Genomic DNA, 17310 nt, shown 5'->3' with positions numbered 1-17310 from the left:
TTCTCTGGAAGATAGGCAGCGATCACAAATGCGAAAAACAGATATCTATTGCCGAAATCCGGCAATAGGGTTCTTTGCTGGCCTGAATGCGGCCCTGTCGTCGCGCAAAAATCAGATTGTTGCCGCAAATCAGGCACCTCCTTATCCTGCCACGCTGAATGATTTGCTTATTAGCCATAACGTTCCTGTCTAAGCCAGCGTATCGCCCTGCTGACAAAAACTGACAAAAAAGCGGCCCGTCGAGGCGATTTGCGCAGGAATGTAAAGAAGTTGCACACCAATATACAATGCAAACCATTCTCATTATCATGCGCATTTGCTTACAAATGTTAACGCATCAGGGAGATGATATAAGTGAATGTAACTGTATGTAGCAAAAAGCATCCGGTCGCACTGTGCCTGGCGGGCCTGTTAACCTCACCGGTGTTTGCCGCTGAACCCACGGAGAAGCTGGCCGACGATGAGTCGATGATTGTGACGGCAGAGCAGGAGCTGAAGCAGCAGCCGGGAGTCTCCACCATTACCGCTGAAGACATCAAAAAAAGTCCGCCCGTTAACGACCTCGCGGACATCATCCGCAAAATGCCCGGCGTTAACCTCACCGGTAACGGCGCCAGCGGCAGCCGCGGTAACAACCGTCAGATCGACATTCGCGGCATGGGCCCGGAAAACACTTTGGTGCTGATCGATGGCGTGCCGGTCACCTCCCGTAACTCGGTGCGTTACAGCTGGCGCGGTGAGCGCGACTCACGCGGGGATACCAACTGGGTACCGCCGGAAATGGTGGAACGCATTGAGGTGATACGCGGTCCGGCCGCTGCCCGTTATGGCTCCGGTGCCGCCGGCGGTGTGGTCAACATTATTACCAAACGCCCGACCAATGACTGGCACGGTTCGCTGTCGCTGTTCACTAACCAGCCAGAAGATGACAAGGAAGGCGCCACCCGCCGCGCGAACTTCAACCTCAGCGGTCCGCTGGCCGGTGAGGCACTCACCATGCGGCTGTACGGCAACCTGAACAAAACGGATGCCGACGCCTTCGACATCAATACCGCGCAAAATGGCGCTTACGCCGCCGGACGCGAAGGGGTGCGTAACAAAGACATCAACGGCGTGCTGTCGTGGAAAATCACCCCGACGCAGATTATCGATTTCAGCTATGGCTATAGTCGCCAGGGCAATATTTATGCCGGCGACACGCAAAACAGCAACAGCAATGCCAGCGCCAACGGGCTGGTGGAAGCGCTGTACGGCAGCGAAACCAACCGCCTGTATCGCCAGAACTATGGAGTGGTGCACAACGGCATCTGGGACTGGGGCACCTCTAAGCTCAACTTTAGCTATGAGAAAACCAATAACACCCGCCTGAAAGAAGGCTCCGGCGGCAGCACCGAAGGGATGATCAACAGCGATACGTACGCTACCAGCCGGCTGGAGAGCTATCGCGCCGGCGGCGAGATCAATTTCCCGCTGCAGCTGCTGGTCGATCAAACCGTTACGCTGGGTGCTGAGTGGAATCGCGATGAACTTAACGATCCGGCATCGGTACAGGCCACCAGCGCACCGGGCGTCGATTTCGGCGGCGTTTCCAGCGACGGTTCGCAGCGTGACAGTAAAAACAGCGCCACCATCAGCTCGCTCTATTTCGAAGACAACATCGCCGCCACCGACTCCACCGAAGTGATTCCCGGCCTGCGCTTCGACTATCACGATCAGTTTGGCGCTAACTGGAGCCCGAGCCTCAATCTATCGCAGGGCCTCGGTGATTACTTCACGCTGAAAGCCGGTATTGCGCGCGCCTTTAAAGCGCCAAACCTGTATCAGTCCACTGAGGGCTATATCCTGTCGACGCGCGGCAACGGTTGTCCGATTGGCCTGTCACGCTGTTACCTGCTGGGCAGCAAAGACCTCGATCCCGAGATCAGTGTGAATAAAGAAGTCGGCATTGAGTTCAGTCATCAGGGCTATGTGGCGGGCATCACCTGGTTCCGCAATGATTACAAAAACAAAATCATCTCCGGCACCACGCCGGTGGCTTCAACCGGCTCGTATAACCTGCTGCGCTGGGAAAATGGCGGCAAAGCGATCGTCGAAGGGCTGGAAGGCAATCTGAGCATCCCGCTGATTGCCGACACGCTGGAGTGGCGCACCAATGCCACCTATATGTTCCGCTCGGAGAGCAAAAAAACCGGCAACCCGCTGACGGTAATTCCGGAATTCACCATCAATTCGCAGCTGGAGTGGCAGGCGACCGAGGCGCTCAGCGCCAACATCAACTGGACGCAATACGGCCGGCAGAAGCCACGCCAGTATGCGGAAACCAGCCTCGAGGCCAGCCGTGGTCTGTCGCAGCGTGAAATCAGCCCGTATTCCATTGTCGGGCTGAACCTCAACTATGACATCACTAAAAACCTGAGCGCCAACGCCGGTATCAATAACCTGTTTGATAAGCGCGTTTATCGCGAAAATGCCGGGGCATCGACCTATAACGAACCGGGCCGCGCCTGGTACGCCGGTGTCACGATGTCGTTCTGAGGAATGGACGCGATTGATTTGAGCGACCGAACTTAGCTGAGGGATTTAAGCACCGCCGCCTGTGCGGCAGGCCTGCGCGCTAGCCGGATGCTCAGCAGCGCGCCGGCCGCCAGACAAATCGACATACACACTATCGCCACGATGAAGGCATGGGTAATCTCTCCCGGCCCCTTGCCCGTGCCCAGCACGGCATAAAAGATCCCGCCGATAATGGCCACGCTCAGTGCCGTGCTCAGTTGCAAGGTGGAGCTGGCGATACCGGCAATCATCCCGGCCCAGGCGGGTGCCACGCGTCCGGTGACGATGTGCATCAACGTCGGCAGCGCCAGCCCCTGACCAAACCCCACCACAAACAACCCCAGGGCCAGCGGCAGCGCCGCCGGTGACACCCCGACCGGCGTGCTGGCCATCAGCCACGACAGGCCCAGCAGGCCGACCACTTCCAGCACCATCCCAGTGGCGTTAACGTAAGGCCCAATCAGCCGTCGCGCAGCGGGCGTGGATAATGGCCCCAGCAGAAAACCCGCACCAAAGGGCAGGAAGATCAGCCCGGCGCTCAGTACGCCCTGATGCAGCGCGCCCTGTAAATAGATCGAGAACAGCAGGAAGAATACGCCAATCGAGTAGAACAGCAGCGCCAGCAGCAGGGACAGCCCAAGACCCGGCACGCTAAAAATCGCCGGATCGATCAGCGGATCGCCGCCCTGCTTTGCCAGCCGGCTTTCATAGCGCCAGAACAGAGTGCCTAGCACCGGCACCAGCAGCAGCGATAGCCAGGCCCACAGCGGCCAGCCCGCTTCCCGTCCTTCAATCAGCGGCACGATCAGCAGACCCAGCGTCATCATCGACAGTCCCATTCCGCCAAAATCCAGCTTGCGCGCGTGCTGAGCACGCGTCTCTTTAATCAACGGGATGCCAAACAGCACCACCAGCAGCGCTACCGGCAGATTGACCAGGAAAATGGCGCGCCAGCCGCTATTGAACAGGTTGAGTGAGATCAGGATGCCGCCCAGCGCCTGGCCAATCACCGAGGCCAGGCCAAATACCGCGCCGTACAGGCTCAGCGCGCGCGATTTCTCCGCCTCCGGGAAAATCGCCTGAATCGAGGCCAGCGCCTGCGGTGCCATAATCGCTGCAGTGATGCCCTGCAGCACGCGACCAGCGATCAGCGCGCCCGGTGACCAGGCAAAGCCACACAGCGCAGAAGCCGCTGCAAAACCGGTCAGTCCAGCGAAGAACATGCGCCCGCGGCCAAACAGATCGCCGAGGCGACCGCCGGTGATCAGCGTGACGGCATAAAACCCGGCATAGGACGAGATGACAAATTGCTCCGCCGAGCCGGACGTGGCCAAATCGCTCTGAATCGACGGCAGCGCCACATTGACAATAAAGAAGTCCAGCGGGGGTAAAAATGCGCCTGTCAGCAGGACGATAAACATCGCCCAGCGGCGTGGCTCGGGATTTAACGCGTGCGGATCGGACATCACAACACCTCACTAAGGAACCGATCAGTTCCAATATGGATAAAAAAATTAGTCGAGCAGACGCATCGTGCAGTCCACTACTGCGTTCATTTCTGCTTCCGTTGCCCCGGTTTTACCGAGGATACGCATCCCTTCAATCTGGCAAACCAGTAAGCGGGCCAGCACCTGCTCATCACGCTCGGGCAGTTCTCCGCTCAGCTGACCGCGCACCAGTGTTGCCGCATACAGCTGCTGCAAACGCCGGAACATGCGTCCCGTGCGTTCGGCAATCTGTTCATCATGCGCGGCCATCTCGGTGGTGAGTGACACCACCAGACAACCGCGCCGCCCTTTCTCGCCGCTGGAGAGCGCGGCATAACGCAGCAGCGAGGCGCGAATCGCCGCTTTAACCGCGCCGGGCTGCGCCAGAATATCCGAGGTGGCTTTCAGACCTTCGGTCATGTAGATATCCAGCGCGGCCAGCAGCAGCCCTTTTTTATCGCCGAACGCCTTGTAGAGACTGCCGCGCGATAAACCGGTTCCGGCGATCAAATCCGGTAGCGACGCCGCTTCATAGCCGCGATCCCAGAAAACGTGCATGGCGCTGCGGGCGGCCTCTTCCAGCTCGAACTCGCGCGGGCGACCGATGACGGTCAGGTTCTTCATCACTGCCCTCCCCTTTAATTATAAACCAACTGGTTCCTATCTTAGCCGCAATGCAGTGGCTATTGCAAGTCAGCCGCCCCCCCTTCACGGCTCGGCCGCTTACACATGGATAATCAGGGTTAAGTGATGCGTCACACAAAGAACTGACGTAACGCGTCGGCCAGCGCCTGCGGTTGCTCATCCGGGATAAAGTGACCACAGTGCGCGAGGCGAATCCCGCTGACGTCGGCCGCAAAAGTGCGCAGCGGCTGTGCCATATCGGCAATTGAGCCCTGATCGGCGCTCACCGCCAGCAGCGGGATCGCCAGTTTTCCCCGGGTTTGCAACAACTGACGATTCTGTTCCGCTGAGGTGCTGACTTCACGGTACGCCGCCATGCCGGCGCGCAGCGCGCCGTTTTGCTGCAGCAGCCGCACATATTCCGCCATCTCTTCGTCACCAAACACCATCGGGCTGGCTGCTTTGCGCTGCAAAAACCACTGCAGATAGAGCGCTTCACGACCGGCGATCAGCGCTTCCGGCAGATCCGGCAACAGGTGAAAAGCAAAGTGCCAGGTTTTCCAGGCTTTGTCCGGCGTCGCAGGCAGCGCATCCGGCAGCGTCACTCCGGGAATGCCGGCATCCAGCAGCGCCAGTTTGCTGATGGCATCACCGTGCAGCATCGCCAGCGGCCAGGCAACCCAGGCACCCACGTCATGCGCGGCCAGGTAGTAACGCTCAACACCCAACTGCTGCAACAATCCCTGCACGCTGTGCGCCAGTGAGGTGGTGTCATAACCGCTGGCAGGCTTGTCGGAGTCGCCCTGGCCGGGCAGATCCGGCGCAATGATGAAATAGTCTGCCGCCAGCTGCGCCATCACCTTACGCCAGGCAAACCAGCTCTGCGGAAAGCCCGCCAGCAGTACCAGCACTGGTCCCTGCGCATTGCCGCCGCTGACATAGTGCAGCCGCACGCCCGCGACCGTGGCGTAAGCATGGTTAAATTGCGGCAGGTGATCGACGGGCTGTGACCAGCGCGGCGCGGCGTCCAGGGCAGGCAGTGACATAAGCGTTCTCCGGTTATTTTGGTAAAGAGTGTTTCCTTATTGGATGCGATTCTGCGCTACCGCGCCGTTAACGCGGACTCATTAAGGAAATGTTTATTTCCTTAATATTAACGACAGCCACGCGCGCCTTGCAAGCGAGTCTGTGAAATAGATCCGGAAGCGAACGGCGGAGTGAATCGCCCCGCCGCCGCGCCTGAGCGATGCGCGGTTATCCCGCCTTCTTCGACGTGGGTTTCAGCGATCGATTGAGATCCTGAATGCGTTTCATGGTTTTAACCGTGCGTGCCGAACTGGCGGAGGCCACCGCCAGAATCAGCATTTCGAGGCACACCAGCACCGTGCCGTGCAGCGGCATGCGACCATTTTCACCGCCGCGCGGCACGTTAATCACCACATCCGCCTGCTGCGCAAACGCCGAATCCAGCGCGTGGGTCAGCAGAATCACCGGCATACCCAGCCGCTGCGCCTCTTTCAGCGTCGTCATGCCCTCACGGTGCGCCGATTTCTGCGCCATCATGATCAGTACATCGCCGCGCTGTAGCGTTATCAGCTGTTCCGCCAGCGCAATCCCGGCACGGTTAAGCGTCACCGCCGGCAGGCCGATGCGCCGGAACAGTCGCGCGCTGTACTCCGCCAGAATGCCGGAAGCGTTGATGCCAAACAGCGCCACCTGACGCGCTTCCAGCAGCAGTGTCACCGCAGCCGCTACCGCCTGGCGGTTGACCGGTTCTGCCAGTACTTCGCAGGCGCGCTGATGGCCGCCCAGCACAAAATCGATGCCGGAGTTGATGTCACACGACAGTTCGCTGATGGTCGCGCTCATCTTCTCTTCCGAGTTTTGCGCCGGGCCAAACCACGCGGCCAGCGTGGTTTTCAGATCGCGCAAACCGGCAAAGCCCAGCGCCTGCACGGTGCGCACCACGGTGGCGTCAGAAGTTTGGGTGGCCTGGGCGATATCCAATGCAGTCGCGTCTAATATAGCCTCACGATGTTCGTGGATATATCGCGCCACCGTTTGCAGGCTGGCCGATAATGTCGTGACGCGCGCACGGTAGCGTTCACCGAATACATCCACCCGATTTTTAATGTTATTTGCCGCCATTATGTTGCCTGTTAGTAATACCGCATCGTTGTGAACCGCGTCGGCAGGCCGGCTTGTAGTAAAAATTTGCGCCGCTACCGCTGCCCACTCCCTTCACGCCTGGCTTAACCCGGCCAGCCTCAAACTACAAAAAAAGCATAATCGACTGATTGTAAATAAATTTTCTGACAATCCCGGTTCAAAATTTTCTACCGCGTTCTGCTGTAGTATCCACACCATCATTTACGTTTACTACTACATTTTTTCATGTTTGAATGATTCTCAATTACATCTCAGCCGCCTTTTTCCGCTGACTGATGGCATAACAATGCCGGGCCGCGAATGTCCTGTTCGTCAACGGCAGTATTTTACTGATAGCTTAGTTGCGCGGAATAAATAATCCCGCAATTACACCAGGTTTATATTCGATGCAGAACAACTCACCGCGGGCGGTTAAATTACTGTGCCATCCGGCTATCCTTGCCGCTATTTACGGCGTAACGGCACTCAGCAGTACTGACAGCCTTGCCGCTGAACAAAACAGCACCCTCACCGTGACGGCGCAGCAGCAAAACAGTGACGACGGCTATAGCGCCACCAGCAGTTCGGTCGCCAGTAAAACGCCGGTGTCGCGCCTCAATGAAGCCCAATCGGTGAGCGTGGTGACGCAACAGCAGCTGGAGGATTATCAGGCCGCCAGCCTCGCCGACGCGCTGCGCTTTGTCAGCGGCGTAAGCGAAGGCAATACGCTGGCAGGTACCGAAGATGGCTTTGTACGCCGCGGCTTTGGCAGCAACTCGGATGGTTCCATCTATCGTGATGGCGTGCGCAGCAGCCAGGGGTTGAATTTTGATGCCACCACCGAACGTGTCGAGGTGCTGAAGGGCTCGGCTTCGCTGCTGTACGGTATCCAGAATCCCGGTGGCGTGATCAATATTGTGAGCAAAAAGCCGCAATACACCTGGCACACCAAAGTCAGCGGTCGCGCAGCCAGCGAGGGCGGCGGCGCCGGCACGCTGGACGTCACCGGCCCGCTCGGCAACGGTTTTGCTTTCCGCCTGATTGCCGAAAAGCAGAATCAGGATTACTGGCGCAATTTCGGCAGCGATAAACACACCTTAATTGCCCCCTCGCTACAGTGGTATGGCGAGCAGGCCAGCTTCCTCATCAGCTACGAAGATTATCAGTACGATATTCCCTACGATCGCGGCACGGCGTTTGTTAACGGTAAGCCGGTAGCGATTGGCTATAAAGATCGCCTGGACGATAAAGCTAACCATGCGTGGGGCCACAATAAAACCCTGAACGCGCACTACGACTGGCAGTTCAATGAGGCGTGGAGCACGCGCCTGACTTTTGGCTGGAACCAGCGTCAGTACGACAACAACGAAGTGCGGGTCACGGCGATCAATCCCACCACCGGCGTGGTGACGCGCCGCGCCGACGCCAACCGTGGCTTCAACCATAAAACCAAATACGTGGCGTGGGATGTGATCGGTTCGCCGCAGCTGTTTGGCATGACGCACGATGTGGTGTTCGGCACCGATTATGAAATGAACCAGACTTACCGTGCGCACCAGTATCAGGGTAAAGCGAACACCGGCTTCAACCTGTACGATCCGCAATACGATATGCTGGCACCGATCACCAACAGCAGCAGTGAAAATAGCGCCAACGCCAACCTGCTTAACCGCCTGCACAGTCGCTCGGTATACGCCAAAGACAGCATTTCGCTCACCGACGACTGGATTGCGGTGCTGGGCGGACGCTATCAGCACTATGAACAGCGCGCGTCAAAGGGCTTCGATCCGGTGGTGCAAACGCTGGATAGCGAGGGCAACAAGTTCCTGCCGCAGGCCGGGCTGATTTACAAACTGACGCCGGATGTCTCACTGTACAGCAGCGTGAGCAAATCCTTTACGCCGTCGACTGACGTCGACGATGACGGCAACGTCGGCAAGCCGGAACAGGGCACCACATGGGAAGTGGGCAGCAAGTGGCAGATTTCGCCCCGGCTGTTTGCCAGCGTAGCGCTGTACCGCATCGACGAACGCGATATGTCGCTCAACATTAACGGCACCACGCGCGCCATCAATAAAGCGCGTTCGAGCGGCGCTGAATTTGAGCTCAATGGGGAAGTGCTGCCGGGCTGGGATCTGAGCGCCAACTACAGCTACGATAAGGCTGAAATCGTCGACGATGGCGTCAATCCGGCGAACAATGGCAACCGCCTGCAGAATGCACCTCGTCACGCCGGGGCGCTTTACCTGAGCCATAACCTGACGCTGAACGGCATTCCCGGTGACTTCCGCGTCGGCGGCGGTGCGCGCTACGTTGGCTCACGCGCCGGTGATCCGGAGAACAGCTTTACGCTGCCGGATTATGTGGTCGCCGACAGCTTTATCGCCTGGAATAATCAGCTGTTTGGCGAGAAAACCCAGCTGAAGCTTAACCTGAATAACCTGTTCAATAAGCACTATTACACCTCCAGCGGCGGCAACCTGCGCGTGCGCGAAGGGGAAACCCGTAACATGATGGTCGAGGCCAGCGTTGAATTCTGATCGAGCGAAAAAGCCGCTGACGTGGCGTGCCTGGCTGGCAGCCCTCCTGCTGCTGGCGTTCAGCACCAGCGCGCTGGCCAGGGTGATCACCGATATTGACGGCAATCGGGTAGAGATTCCCGATAATCCGCAGCGCATCGTGCTGGGTGAGAGCCGCATGTTGTATACCCTGGCGCTGCTGGCGCCGGATGACCCGTTCCGCCACATCGTCGGCTGGCCGCGCGATCTGCAAAAGTATGACAGCCAGACGTGGAACAGTTTTGCGCAGCGGTTTCCGCAGATGCTGAACATCCCGACGCTCGGATCGGGCGGCCCTCAGGCGATCAATCCGGAGCAGATTCTCGCCCTGCGGCCGGACGTGGTGATTCTGCCCAGCCTGGCGCGCTACGATGATGCCGATCTGAGGCTGGTCAGCATCCTTAATGCTGCGCATATTCCGGTAGTGAAGATCGATCTGCGCGTACATTTGTTAAAGAACACCCGGCGCAGCGTAGAGATTTTTGGTGAGGTGCTGAATCAGCAGGCGCGCGCGGCGGCGTTCACCCGCTTTTACAGCGCCCATCTGCAGGTGATCGAGGAACGGCTGGCGCGCTACCACGGGCCGAAACCCACGGTGCTGTTGCAGTTGCATCTGGGACGGCGCAACGAGTGCTGCGTGACGGCGATTAACGGCAGTCTGGGCGAGCTGCTCAACGCCGCCGGCGGCGACAATATTGCTGGCAAAACCCAGCACGGCGTGTTTGGCCGTTTGAGTGAGGAGCAGGTGATCGCAGCCCAGCCTGAGTATTACTTTGCCACCGGCTTTGGCGATAACGCCAGCGCAGGCCTGCTGCGCCTCGGGCCGGACGTCACGCCCGACGCGGTGCTAAGCAGTTTCCGCCAGCTCACCGCGCAGCAGAACGGCCTGCGTGAGCTGAAGGCGATTCGCAACGGCCATGCAGCGGCAATCTGGATGAATTTTTATCTTAGCCCGTGGCATATTGCGGTGACCGAGTTCATGGCAAAAACGCTGTATCCGCAGCTGTTCGCCGACATCGATCCGCAGCAGACGCTGGAAACCCTGTTCCGTGATTTCCTGCCGATCCCCTATCGCGGCACGCTATTTATGCGTATTCCGGCGGTGGATTCATCCAGCCAGCACAAGCCGTAGCGGCGCAGCGATTGGAGCAGCGCGATGAATCGCGCCGCTACAAAGCGTGCCAGCGAATAATTCCGTTATTACATACTGCACCAATCGTAGCGGCGCAATTTATTGCACGAAAACACAGCGGCGCAGCGGTTGGATCAGCGCGATAAATCGCGCCGCTACAAAGCGTGCCAGCGAATAATTCCGTTATTACATACTGCACCAATCGTAGCGGCGCAATTTATTGCGCAAAAACACAGCGGCGCAGCGGTTGGATCAGCGCGATAAATCGCGCCGCTACGAAACGTGCCAGCGACCCGTACCGTTATCACATTCTGCACCAATCGTAGCGGCGCAATTTATTGCGCAAAAACACAGCGGCGCAGCGGTTGGATCAGCGCGATAAATCGCGCCGCTACAAAGCGTGCCAGCGAATAATTCCGTTATTACATACTGCACCAATCGTAGCGGCGCAATTTATTGCGCAAAAACACAGCGGCGCAGCGTTTAGATCAGCGCGATAAATCGCGCCGCTACGAAACGTGCCAGCGACCCGTACCGTTATCAAATTCTGCACCAATTGCAGCGGCGCAATTTATTGCGCGAAAACACAGCGGCGCAGCGGTTGGATCAGCGCGATAAATCGCGCCGCTACAAAGCGTGCCAGTGACCAGTACCGTTATCACATTCTGCACCAATCGTAGCGGCGCAATTTATTGCGCAAAAACACAGCGGCGCAGCGGTTGGATCAGCTCGATAAATCGCGCCGCTACGAAACCTGCCAGCGACCAGTACCGTCATCACATTCTGCACCAATCGTAGCGGCGCAATTTATTGCGCAAAAACACAGCGGCGCAGAGGTTTGATCAGCGTGATAAATCGCGCCGCTACGAAACGTGCCAGCGAATAATACCGTTATAAACACTTATTTATGCCTGCGGCTGGCGCTTAAACACCCAGAACGCCCAACTGTGGTACAGCAGCGTCAGCGGCAACACAATCAATAAACCCGTCACCACGAACCCCTGCGTCACCGGCGAGGAGGCCTGCTGGTGCATCTCCAGCTGCCACGGCAGCAACCATGGATACAGCCCGCACGCCAGCGCCGCGACCACCACGCCCGTCTGTACCAGCGTGATCATCAGCAACGCCACCATCGCTTCCCGCCACAGCGTAAGCAGTTGCAGCAGCCACAGCGCAGGCAACAGGCTCAGCAACACTTTTCCCGGCCAGCGCTGCCAGCTCTGCTGCCACAGCGCCGGCTCCAGCAGCAGCACGGCAATAAAACAGGCCAGCGTCACCACCCACCACAGCATGGCCAGCGCCCGCGCCCGCTCCACCACCGGCTCGCCAATGCGCCAGCACAGCCAGCAGCAGCCCAGCAGCAGATCAACCGCCACCAGCCCGAGACCGCACAGCAGCGGCACCAGCGAAAAATCAATCACAATCCCGCTGGGCGGACGCGACACCAGCATCAACCCGCTCATCCAGCCTGGCAGAAACGCTGCCAGCAGCGAGCTGACCATCAGCAGCCGGTCCAGCCAGCGTCGCCCGGTCTCGCCAGGCTGACCGCGATACGCCAGCGCCAGCCCGCGTAAAAACAGCGCCAGCAGGAAGAGAAACAGCGGCACCTTCAGCGTTTGTAGCAGCAGACTGTACAGCGGCGGAAACAGCGCCAGCATGCCGCCTGCCAGCAACACCAGCCAGGTTTCATTGGCATCCCACAGCGGCAGCAGGCTGTGCACCATCCACTGCCGCTCTTGTGGCTGGTCGAAACTGTACAGCAGCATCCCCACGCCGCTATCCGTGCCATCCAGCGCCAGATACATCAGCAGGGCAAACAGCAGAAGCACAGCAGAAAGTTCGACCAACATCCTCATCCTCCTCAGGCTGGCGTCTGTATGGTTTCCGCTACCGCCGTCGCCTGCGGATCCGGCAGCGGTGCCGCCAGGTGGCGCAGCAGATAACACAGGCCAAAGGCAAAACTCAGTGCGTAAATCACCACCACCGACGCGAAAATGGCGACGCTGCTGCCGAGGGACATTGGCGCCAGGCTGTCGGCAGTACGCAGCATGCCGTATACCGTCCACGGCTGCCGGCCGACCTCCGTCACCACCCAGCCCGCCAGCAGTGCAATGAAGCCAGCCGGTGACATCAGCGCAAGCAGACGCAGCAAGCGCCGCGACTGTTCAAGACGACCGCGCCAGCGCTGCACATTGCCGGCCAGGCTGCTCAGCAGCATCAGCAGCGCCAGGCCCACCATCAGGCGAAAGGCAAAAAACACCGGCAGCACCGGCGGCAGGCTGTCGCGCGGGAATTCACCCAGGCTTTTGATGTGGCCGCTGAGGTTATGGCGCAGATAGAGCGAACCGATAGCCGGGATCGCCAGCTCGGCGTGGTTCCGCTGCTGCGTCTGATCGGGCAGCGCAAACAGCCGCAGCGGCTCGCTCTCCCCTGGCGCAGGCGGCTGCCAGCTGCCCTCGATCGCCGCCAGTTTGGCGGGCTGATAGTCACGGGTGTTTTCGCCGTGCAGATCGCCCACCACCATCTGCAGCGGCAGGATGCACAGCGACACCGCCAGCGCGCTGCGCAGCATCAGCCGGCTGGCGGCCTCGCCAGCATTACGCAGCAGGCGCCACGCCGCGACACCACCCAGCAAAAAGGCCACGCTGATCCACGAGGCCAGCAGCATGTGCGCCAGCCGCCAGCCAAACGAGGGCGCGGAAATCAAACTCCAGGCACTATCCGGCGTGAACTGGCCGGCGTCGTTGAGCGTAAAACCGCGCGGCGTTTGCATCCAGGAGTTAGCGGCGAGGATCCAGAAAGCGCTAAAAATCGCGCCCAGTGCCACCAGACAGGTAATGGCGAAATGCACGCCGGGTTTCACCCGATCGATACCAAATAGCATCACGCCGGTCAGCGCCGACTCGAGGAAAAAAGCGATCAGCACTTCATACAGCATCAGCGGACCGATAATGCCGCCCGCTTTGCTGGCAAACACCGACCAGTGGGTGCCGAACTGAAACTCCATGATCACGCCGGAAACCGTGCCAATCGCCACGGTGAGCGCGAATACCTTGATCCAGAAGTGCAGCGCCTGATGCGCTTCCGGCCGCCTGCCCCATAGCCAGCGCGCTTCAAACCACACCAGAAACGGGGCCAGCCCCAGCGTCAGCGCCGCCAGGGTAATGTGCATGCCCATCGTCAGGGCAAACTGACCGCGCGCGATCAGCAGCACCCACTCCTGGCTACTCACGGCTCGGCTTACCGCTGTAGCGGGTGATCGGCTTCTCCTCGTCACCCTGCATTGCGCGCGCAAAGGTTTCCAGCGCCGCCAGCAGTGGCCGGATGCCCTGCCACAGCGCCTCATCATTCAGCAGTTTAAGTACGCCGCTGACGCCCGGCGCGCTTTTCTCCTGCTGCGCCGTGTCACTGGCCGGCTTCATCGCCAGCAGGGCATCGCGCAGCGCCAGCAGCAAATGGTTGAAACGCTCCGGCGGTACGGTGCTTAGCGTCATAAACAGCAGCGACAGGTTCTGAACCGCATTCTGCGTGCCGGGCCGGTTAAGCCCGGCGGCGACGATTTTGCCGATGTCATTGTTGGCTTTTACCATGTCATTAGCCAGGCGCAGGAAACCGTGCTGATGCAGATTCTCCAGCAGTTCGTTCAGCGCTTCCTGCGCGCTGGGTTCGGTGCGCGTCGGAGTGGGTTGATAGTGCAGCGGTTCGGCCATTAGCTTTTCTCCGGATGCGAAACGTGTTCAGGCGGCAGCCGGTATTCAGGCTGCTGCCATTTTTGTTCAACGGGCAGATGATCCAGCGGCGTGCGCTGGCCGTGACGGAAGTTGTGCAGCGGAATCGGGTGCGGCTGTGGCGCATGCGCCAGTTTGCGCATCATCACCGCAATTTCCTTGTAGGCGGGCGTGTTGACGTCGGGATCGTGATGTTCACCGGTCAGCCCGTTAATGCCCGGTTTGCCATGGTGAATAGGAATGAACAGCACATTGCCGGCCATCCGTTCGGTCACCACCACCGGCACCTCCACGCTGCCCCGGCGCGAACGCAGCTCCACCCAGTCGCCCTGCTGTAATTGCCGCTCCTGCGCCAGCTGCGGCGAAATCTCAACAAACCAGTTGGGCGACAGCGATTTGATGCGTCCGCCCTGCCCGGTCTGATTAGTCGACTGGAAATGCTCCAGCATACGTCCATTGTTCAGCAGCAGATCGTACTGCTCATCGGGCGCTTCCATCGGTGGCTGCCACGTCAGTGGATACAGACGCGCTTTGCCATCAGGAAAGGCGAAACGCTCGGTGTACAGCAGCGGCGTGCTGCTGCCGTCGGCGTTTACCGGCCACAGCTGTGACTGCCAGCCGACGAGGTTCTCATAGCTGACTCCGGCAAACAGCGCGGCGATACCCGCAGCTTCTGCCATGATGGCGCCGGGATTCGGGTAGTGCCAGTGATGGCCGAGACGCGCCGCGACCTCCGTCAGTATCTGCCAGTCAGGCCGGCTGTCGCCGAGCGGCGCAAACGCAGGCGAGAAGTGCTGAATGCGCCGTTCGGTATTCACGAAGGTGCCCTCTTTCTCCAGGCTCGGACAGCCAGGCAGCACCACATCCGCGAACTGCGCGGTGCGACTCATGAAGATGTCCTGCACCACCATGAAATCCAGCCGGCTGAAGGCTTCGTGCACTTTGGTCGAGTCCGCATCAGAAAAGGCGGTCTCTTCGCCGATGATGTACATGGCGCGCACCCGCTGTTTATGCGCGTCTTCCACCATCATGAAGTTATCCAGCCCGGCTTCATCGGAAAGCGCGTCCGGCGCCACGCCCCAGGCGCGCGCCCACTTTTCCCGTACCTGCGCATCGGTCACTTTTTCGTAGCCGGGATAGACATTGCTTAAGCAGCCAAAATCGCTGGCACCCTGCACATTATTGTGACCGCGCATCGGATAGCCGCCGGTGCCAGGCCGGCCGTAGTTGCCGGTCACCAGCAGCAGATTGGAGAGCGCAGTGCTGGTATCCGCACCGTGGCTGTGCTGCGTAATGCCCATCGCCCACAGCAGGCAGGCGCTGCCCGCGTTGCCGATCATCTCGGCGGCCTCAGTCAGCTGCGCCACGCTCAGGCCGGTGACCTCACTGGCCATCTCAAGGGTGAAAGGCGCCAGCGTGGCGCGGTATTCCGCCACCTGATTCACGCGCTCGCGCAGGAATGCTTCATCAGCATAACCGTGGTCAAACATGTAGCGCGCCATCGCCGACGCCCACACCATGTCGGTGCCGGGGCGGATGCGCAGATAACAGTCGGCGCGCTCGGCCATTTCGTGACGGCGCGGATCGACCACCAGCAGCTTTTGTCCGCGATGTTTGTGGCTCTGCTTGATATGTGACGCGAAAACCGGGTGGTTTTCCGCCAGGTTGCTGCCAACGGTGATGATCAGGTCGGTCTGCTGCAGATCGCGCAGCGTACCGGCATCGCCGCCGTAGCCCACGGTGCGAAACAGCCCTTCCGTCGCCGGGTTCTGGCAATAACGCGAGGAGTTGTCCACGTTATTGGTGCCGAAAATCAGACGGGCGATCTTCTGCGTCAGATAGGCTTCCTCATTGCTGGCTTTACTGGAACCAATAAAACCAATGGCGTTACCGCCGTGCTGGCGCGCCACCGCGCGCAGGCCGTCGGCCACGCGCTGTAGCGCCTCTTCCCAGCTGGCCGGGCGGAACTGGCCATTTTCACGAATCAGCGGCGTGGTCAGCCGGTTCGGGCTGTTCACAAAATCCCAGCCAAATTTGCCTTTGACACAGGTTGAGATGCCGTTAACCGGCGCATCGGCCACCGGCTGGATTTTGAGGATGTGGCGATCGCGCGTCCAGACTTCAAAACTGCAGCCGACGCCGCAATAGGTGCAGACGGTTTTGGTTTTTTTGATTTCGACTTTGCGCAGCGCATCATCGATCAGCGAAATTCCGGTGATCGGCTCCATGCCGATGCTGTTTTCCAGCGATTTGACGAAATCAATCAGCGGCCGCTTCAGGTCTTCATCCATCGCGGTGAAGGGTCCGGCGTCGGGCTGCATGGTTTTTTCCAGCAGCGCGTTGCACGGGCAGACGGTCACGCAGTGCCCGCAGCTGACGCAGCTGGAACCGGCAATCTGCGTCCCGCCATCCCACAGCACGCGCGGGTGATCGGCGCTGTAATCAATCGACAGCGTCTCATTCACCTCGACATTCTGGCAGGCCTCCACGCAGCGTCCGCACAGAATGCACTGATCCGGATCGTAGGTATAAAACGGATTACTGTAGTCTTTGCTGTCCGGTTTGCGCTGGTAAGGGTAATACTGAATCGGAATGTGCATATCCGCGACGGTGTTATGCAACGTGCAGTCGCCGGTGTTGTGCTCACACACCGTGCAATAAAGCTCGTGGCGATTGAGGATGCGGTCCATGCCCTCCTGCTGTGCCGCCTGCAGTACCGCACTCTGGCTGACCACGCGCAAGCCCTCGGCGCTGCGTAACGTGCAGCCGCGCACGGCTTCGCCATCCACCTCCACCCAGCAGACATCACAGGTTTGCAGCGGCGGCAGCGCCGGGTGATAACAGACATGAGGCAGTTTTTTTCCCTGCTCCTGCAGAAAATCAATTAACGGTTGATTTGCGGTTCCGCTTAAGCGTTCACCATTAAATATAATGGTACATTGTGCTTCGCTCATTTAACGCCTCGTTTAAGCCATCGCTCATAAATATTCGGGCCGGCCAGCGCCGGTTATTATGTAAAGTTATGCATAGAGCTTAGGAACAAATCTTTATCCCGCAAGCAGACCGATTCGCTTAATAAT

11 protein-coding genes are annotated in these 17310 nt (G+C 59.2%); 3 read left to right on the top strand and 8 right to left on the bottom strand.

The features are described from left to right. The first annotated feature begins 354 nt into the window (after positions 1–354). Positions 355–2535: a TonB-dependent siderophore receptor gene (locus C1Y42_RS12190; protein ID WP_104093564.1), complete on the top strand. Its 2181-nt coding sequence runs from the start codon at positions 355–357 to the stop codon at positions 2533–2535. Positions 2536–2567: 32 nt separating this feature from the next. Here the strand turns inward: C1Y42_RS12190 and C1Y42_RS12185 are convergent, their stop codons facing one another. From C1Y42_RS12185 to C1Y42_RS12170, 4 genes are all read right to left on the bottom strand, one after another. Then, positions 2568–4019, bottom strand: a complete 1452-nt coding sequence (locus C1Y42_RS12185) for an MFS transporter (protein ID WP_199188983.1) — start codon at positions 4017–4019, stop codon at positions 2568–2570. Between the two features lie 48 nt (positions 4020–4067). After that, complete coding sequence (locus C1Y42_RS12180) at positions 4068–4664, bottom strand: TetR/AcrR family transcriptional regulator (protein WP_058770527.1); 597 nt, start codon at positions 4662–4664, stop codon at positions 4068–4070. A 131-nt stretch (positions 4665–4795) separates the two neighbouring features. After that, entirely contained in the window at positions 4796–5710 is a 915-nt protein-coding gene (locus C1Y42_RS12175; RefSeq protein ID WP_058775084.1) for an alpha/beta fold hydrolase, read from the bottom strand. Between the two features lie 208 nt (positions 5711–5918). Then, positions 5919–6812, bottom strand: coding sequence for a MurR/RpiR family transcriptional regulator (locus C1Y42_RS12170; protein WP_058770525.1), 894 nt, complete (start codon positions 6810–6812; stop codon positions 5919–5921). Between the two features lie 407 nt (positions 6813–7219). Here C1Y42_RS12170 and C1Y42_RS12165 point away from each other — a divergent pair, with 407 nt between their 5' ends. After that, positions 7220–9352, top strand: coding sequence for a TonB-dependent siderophore receptor (locus C1Y42_RS12165; protein ID WP_058775086.1), 2133 nt, complete (start codon positions 7220–7222; stop codon positions 9350–9352). After that, positions 9342–10502 (top strand): ABC transporter substrate-binding protein, encoded by a 1161-nt coding sequence (locus tag C1Y42_RS12160; RefSeq protein WP_370445692.1) that lies wholly within the window; start codon positions 9342–9344, stop codon positions 10500–10502. Before C1Y42_RS12165 ends, C1Y42_RS12160 begins: the two co-directional genes overlap by 11 nt. A gap of 905 nt (positions 10503–11407) precedes the next feature. On the opposite strand, the gene C1Y42_RS12155 is transcribed toward C1Y42_RS12160, so the two are convergent. From C1Y42_RS12155 to fdhF, 4 genes are read right to left on the bottom strand one after another with little or no spacing between them, the layout of a single operon-like run. Then, on the bottom strand, positions 11408–12352 hold the full coding sequence (locus C1Y42_RS12155) for a cytochrome d ubiquinol oxidase subunit II (RefSeq protein WP_158251402.1): 945 nt from the start codon (positions 12350–12352) through the stop codon (positions 11408–11410). Positions 12353–12363: 11 nt separating this feature from the next. Beyond that, positions 12364–13734, bottom strand: coding sequence for a cytochrome ubiquinol oxidase subunit I (locus C1Y42_RS12150; protein ID WP_104093562.1), 1371 nt, complete (start codon positions 13732–13734; stop codon positions 12364–12366). Beyond that, complete coding sequence (locus C1Y42_RS12145; RefSeq protein ID WP_021509544.1) at positions 13727–14212, bottom strand: hypothetical protein; 486 nt, start codon at positions 14210–14212, stop codon at positions 13727–13729. Before C1Y42_RS12145 ends, C1Y42_RS12150 begins: the two co-directional genes overlap by 8 nt. Beyond that, a complete protein-coding gene (fdhF, locus tag C1Y42_RS12140; RefSeq protein WP_104093561.1) occupies positions 14212–17184 on the bottom strand; it encodes a formate dehydrogenase subunit alpha in 2973 nt (990 codons plus the stop codon). Before fdhF ends, C1Y42_RS12145 begins: the two co-directional genes overlap by 1 nt. Positions 17185–17310 lie beyond the last annotated feature (126 nt).

Origin of the sequence: Pantoea sp. ICBG 985 (assembly GCF_002928365.1) — a bacterium.
Lineage (GTDB): Bacteria > Pseudomonadota > Gammaproteobacteria > Enterobacterales > Enterobacteriaceae > Pantoea > Pantoea dispersa.
Note: the sequence above shows the minus strand (reverse complement) of the source record. Positions and strands in the feature narration are given on the sequence as shown.

Bases quoted from the DNA above. Each gene is read 5' to 3' on its own strand.
- C1Y42_RS12185 (WP_199188983.1), bottom strand. From the start codon at position 4,019: ATGTCCGATCCGCACGCGTTAAATCCCGAGCCACGCCGCTGGGCGATG.
- C1Y42_RS12170 (WP_058770525.1), bottom strand. From the start codon at position 6,812: ATGGCGGCAAATAACATTAAAAATCGGGTGGATGTATTCGGTGAACGC.
- C1Y42_RS12155 (WP_158251402.1), bottom strand. From the start codon at position 12,352: ATGTTGGTCGAACTTTCTGCTGTGCTTCTGCTGTTTGCCCTGCTGATG.
- C1Y42_RS12165 (WP_058775086.1), top strand. From the start codon at position 7,220: ATGCAGAACAACTCACCGCGGGCGGTTAAATTACTGTGCCATCCGGCT.
- C1Y42_RS12145 (WP_021509544.1), bottom strand. From the start codon at position 14,212: ATGGCCGAACCGCTGCACTATCAACCCACTCCGACGCGCACCGAACCC.
- C1Y42_RS12175 (WP_058775084.1), bottom strand. From the start codon at position 5,710: ATGTCACTGCCTGCCCTGGACGCCGCGCCGCGCTGGTCACAGCCCGTC.
- C1Y42_RS12180 (WP_058770527.1), bottom strand. From the start codon at position 4,664: ATGAAGAACCTGACCGTCATCGGTCGCCCGCGCGAGTTCGAGCTGGAA.
- fdhF (WP_104093561.1), bottom strand. From the start codon at position 17,184: ATGAGCGAAGCACAATGTACCATTATATTTAATGGTGAACGCTTAAGC.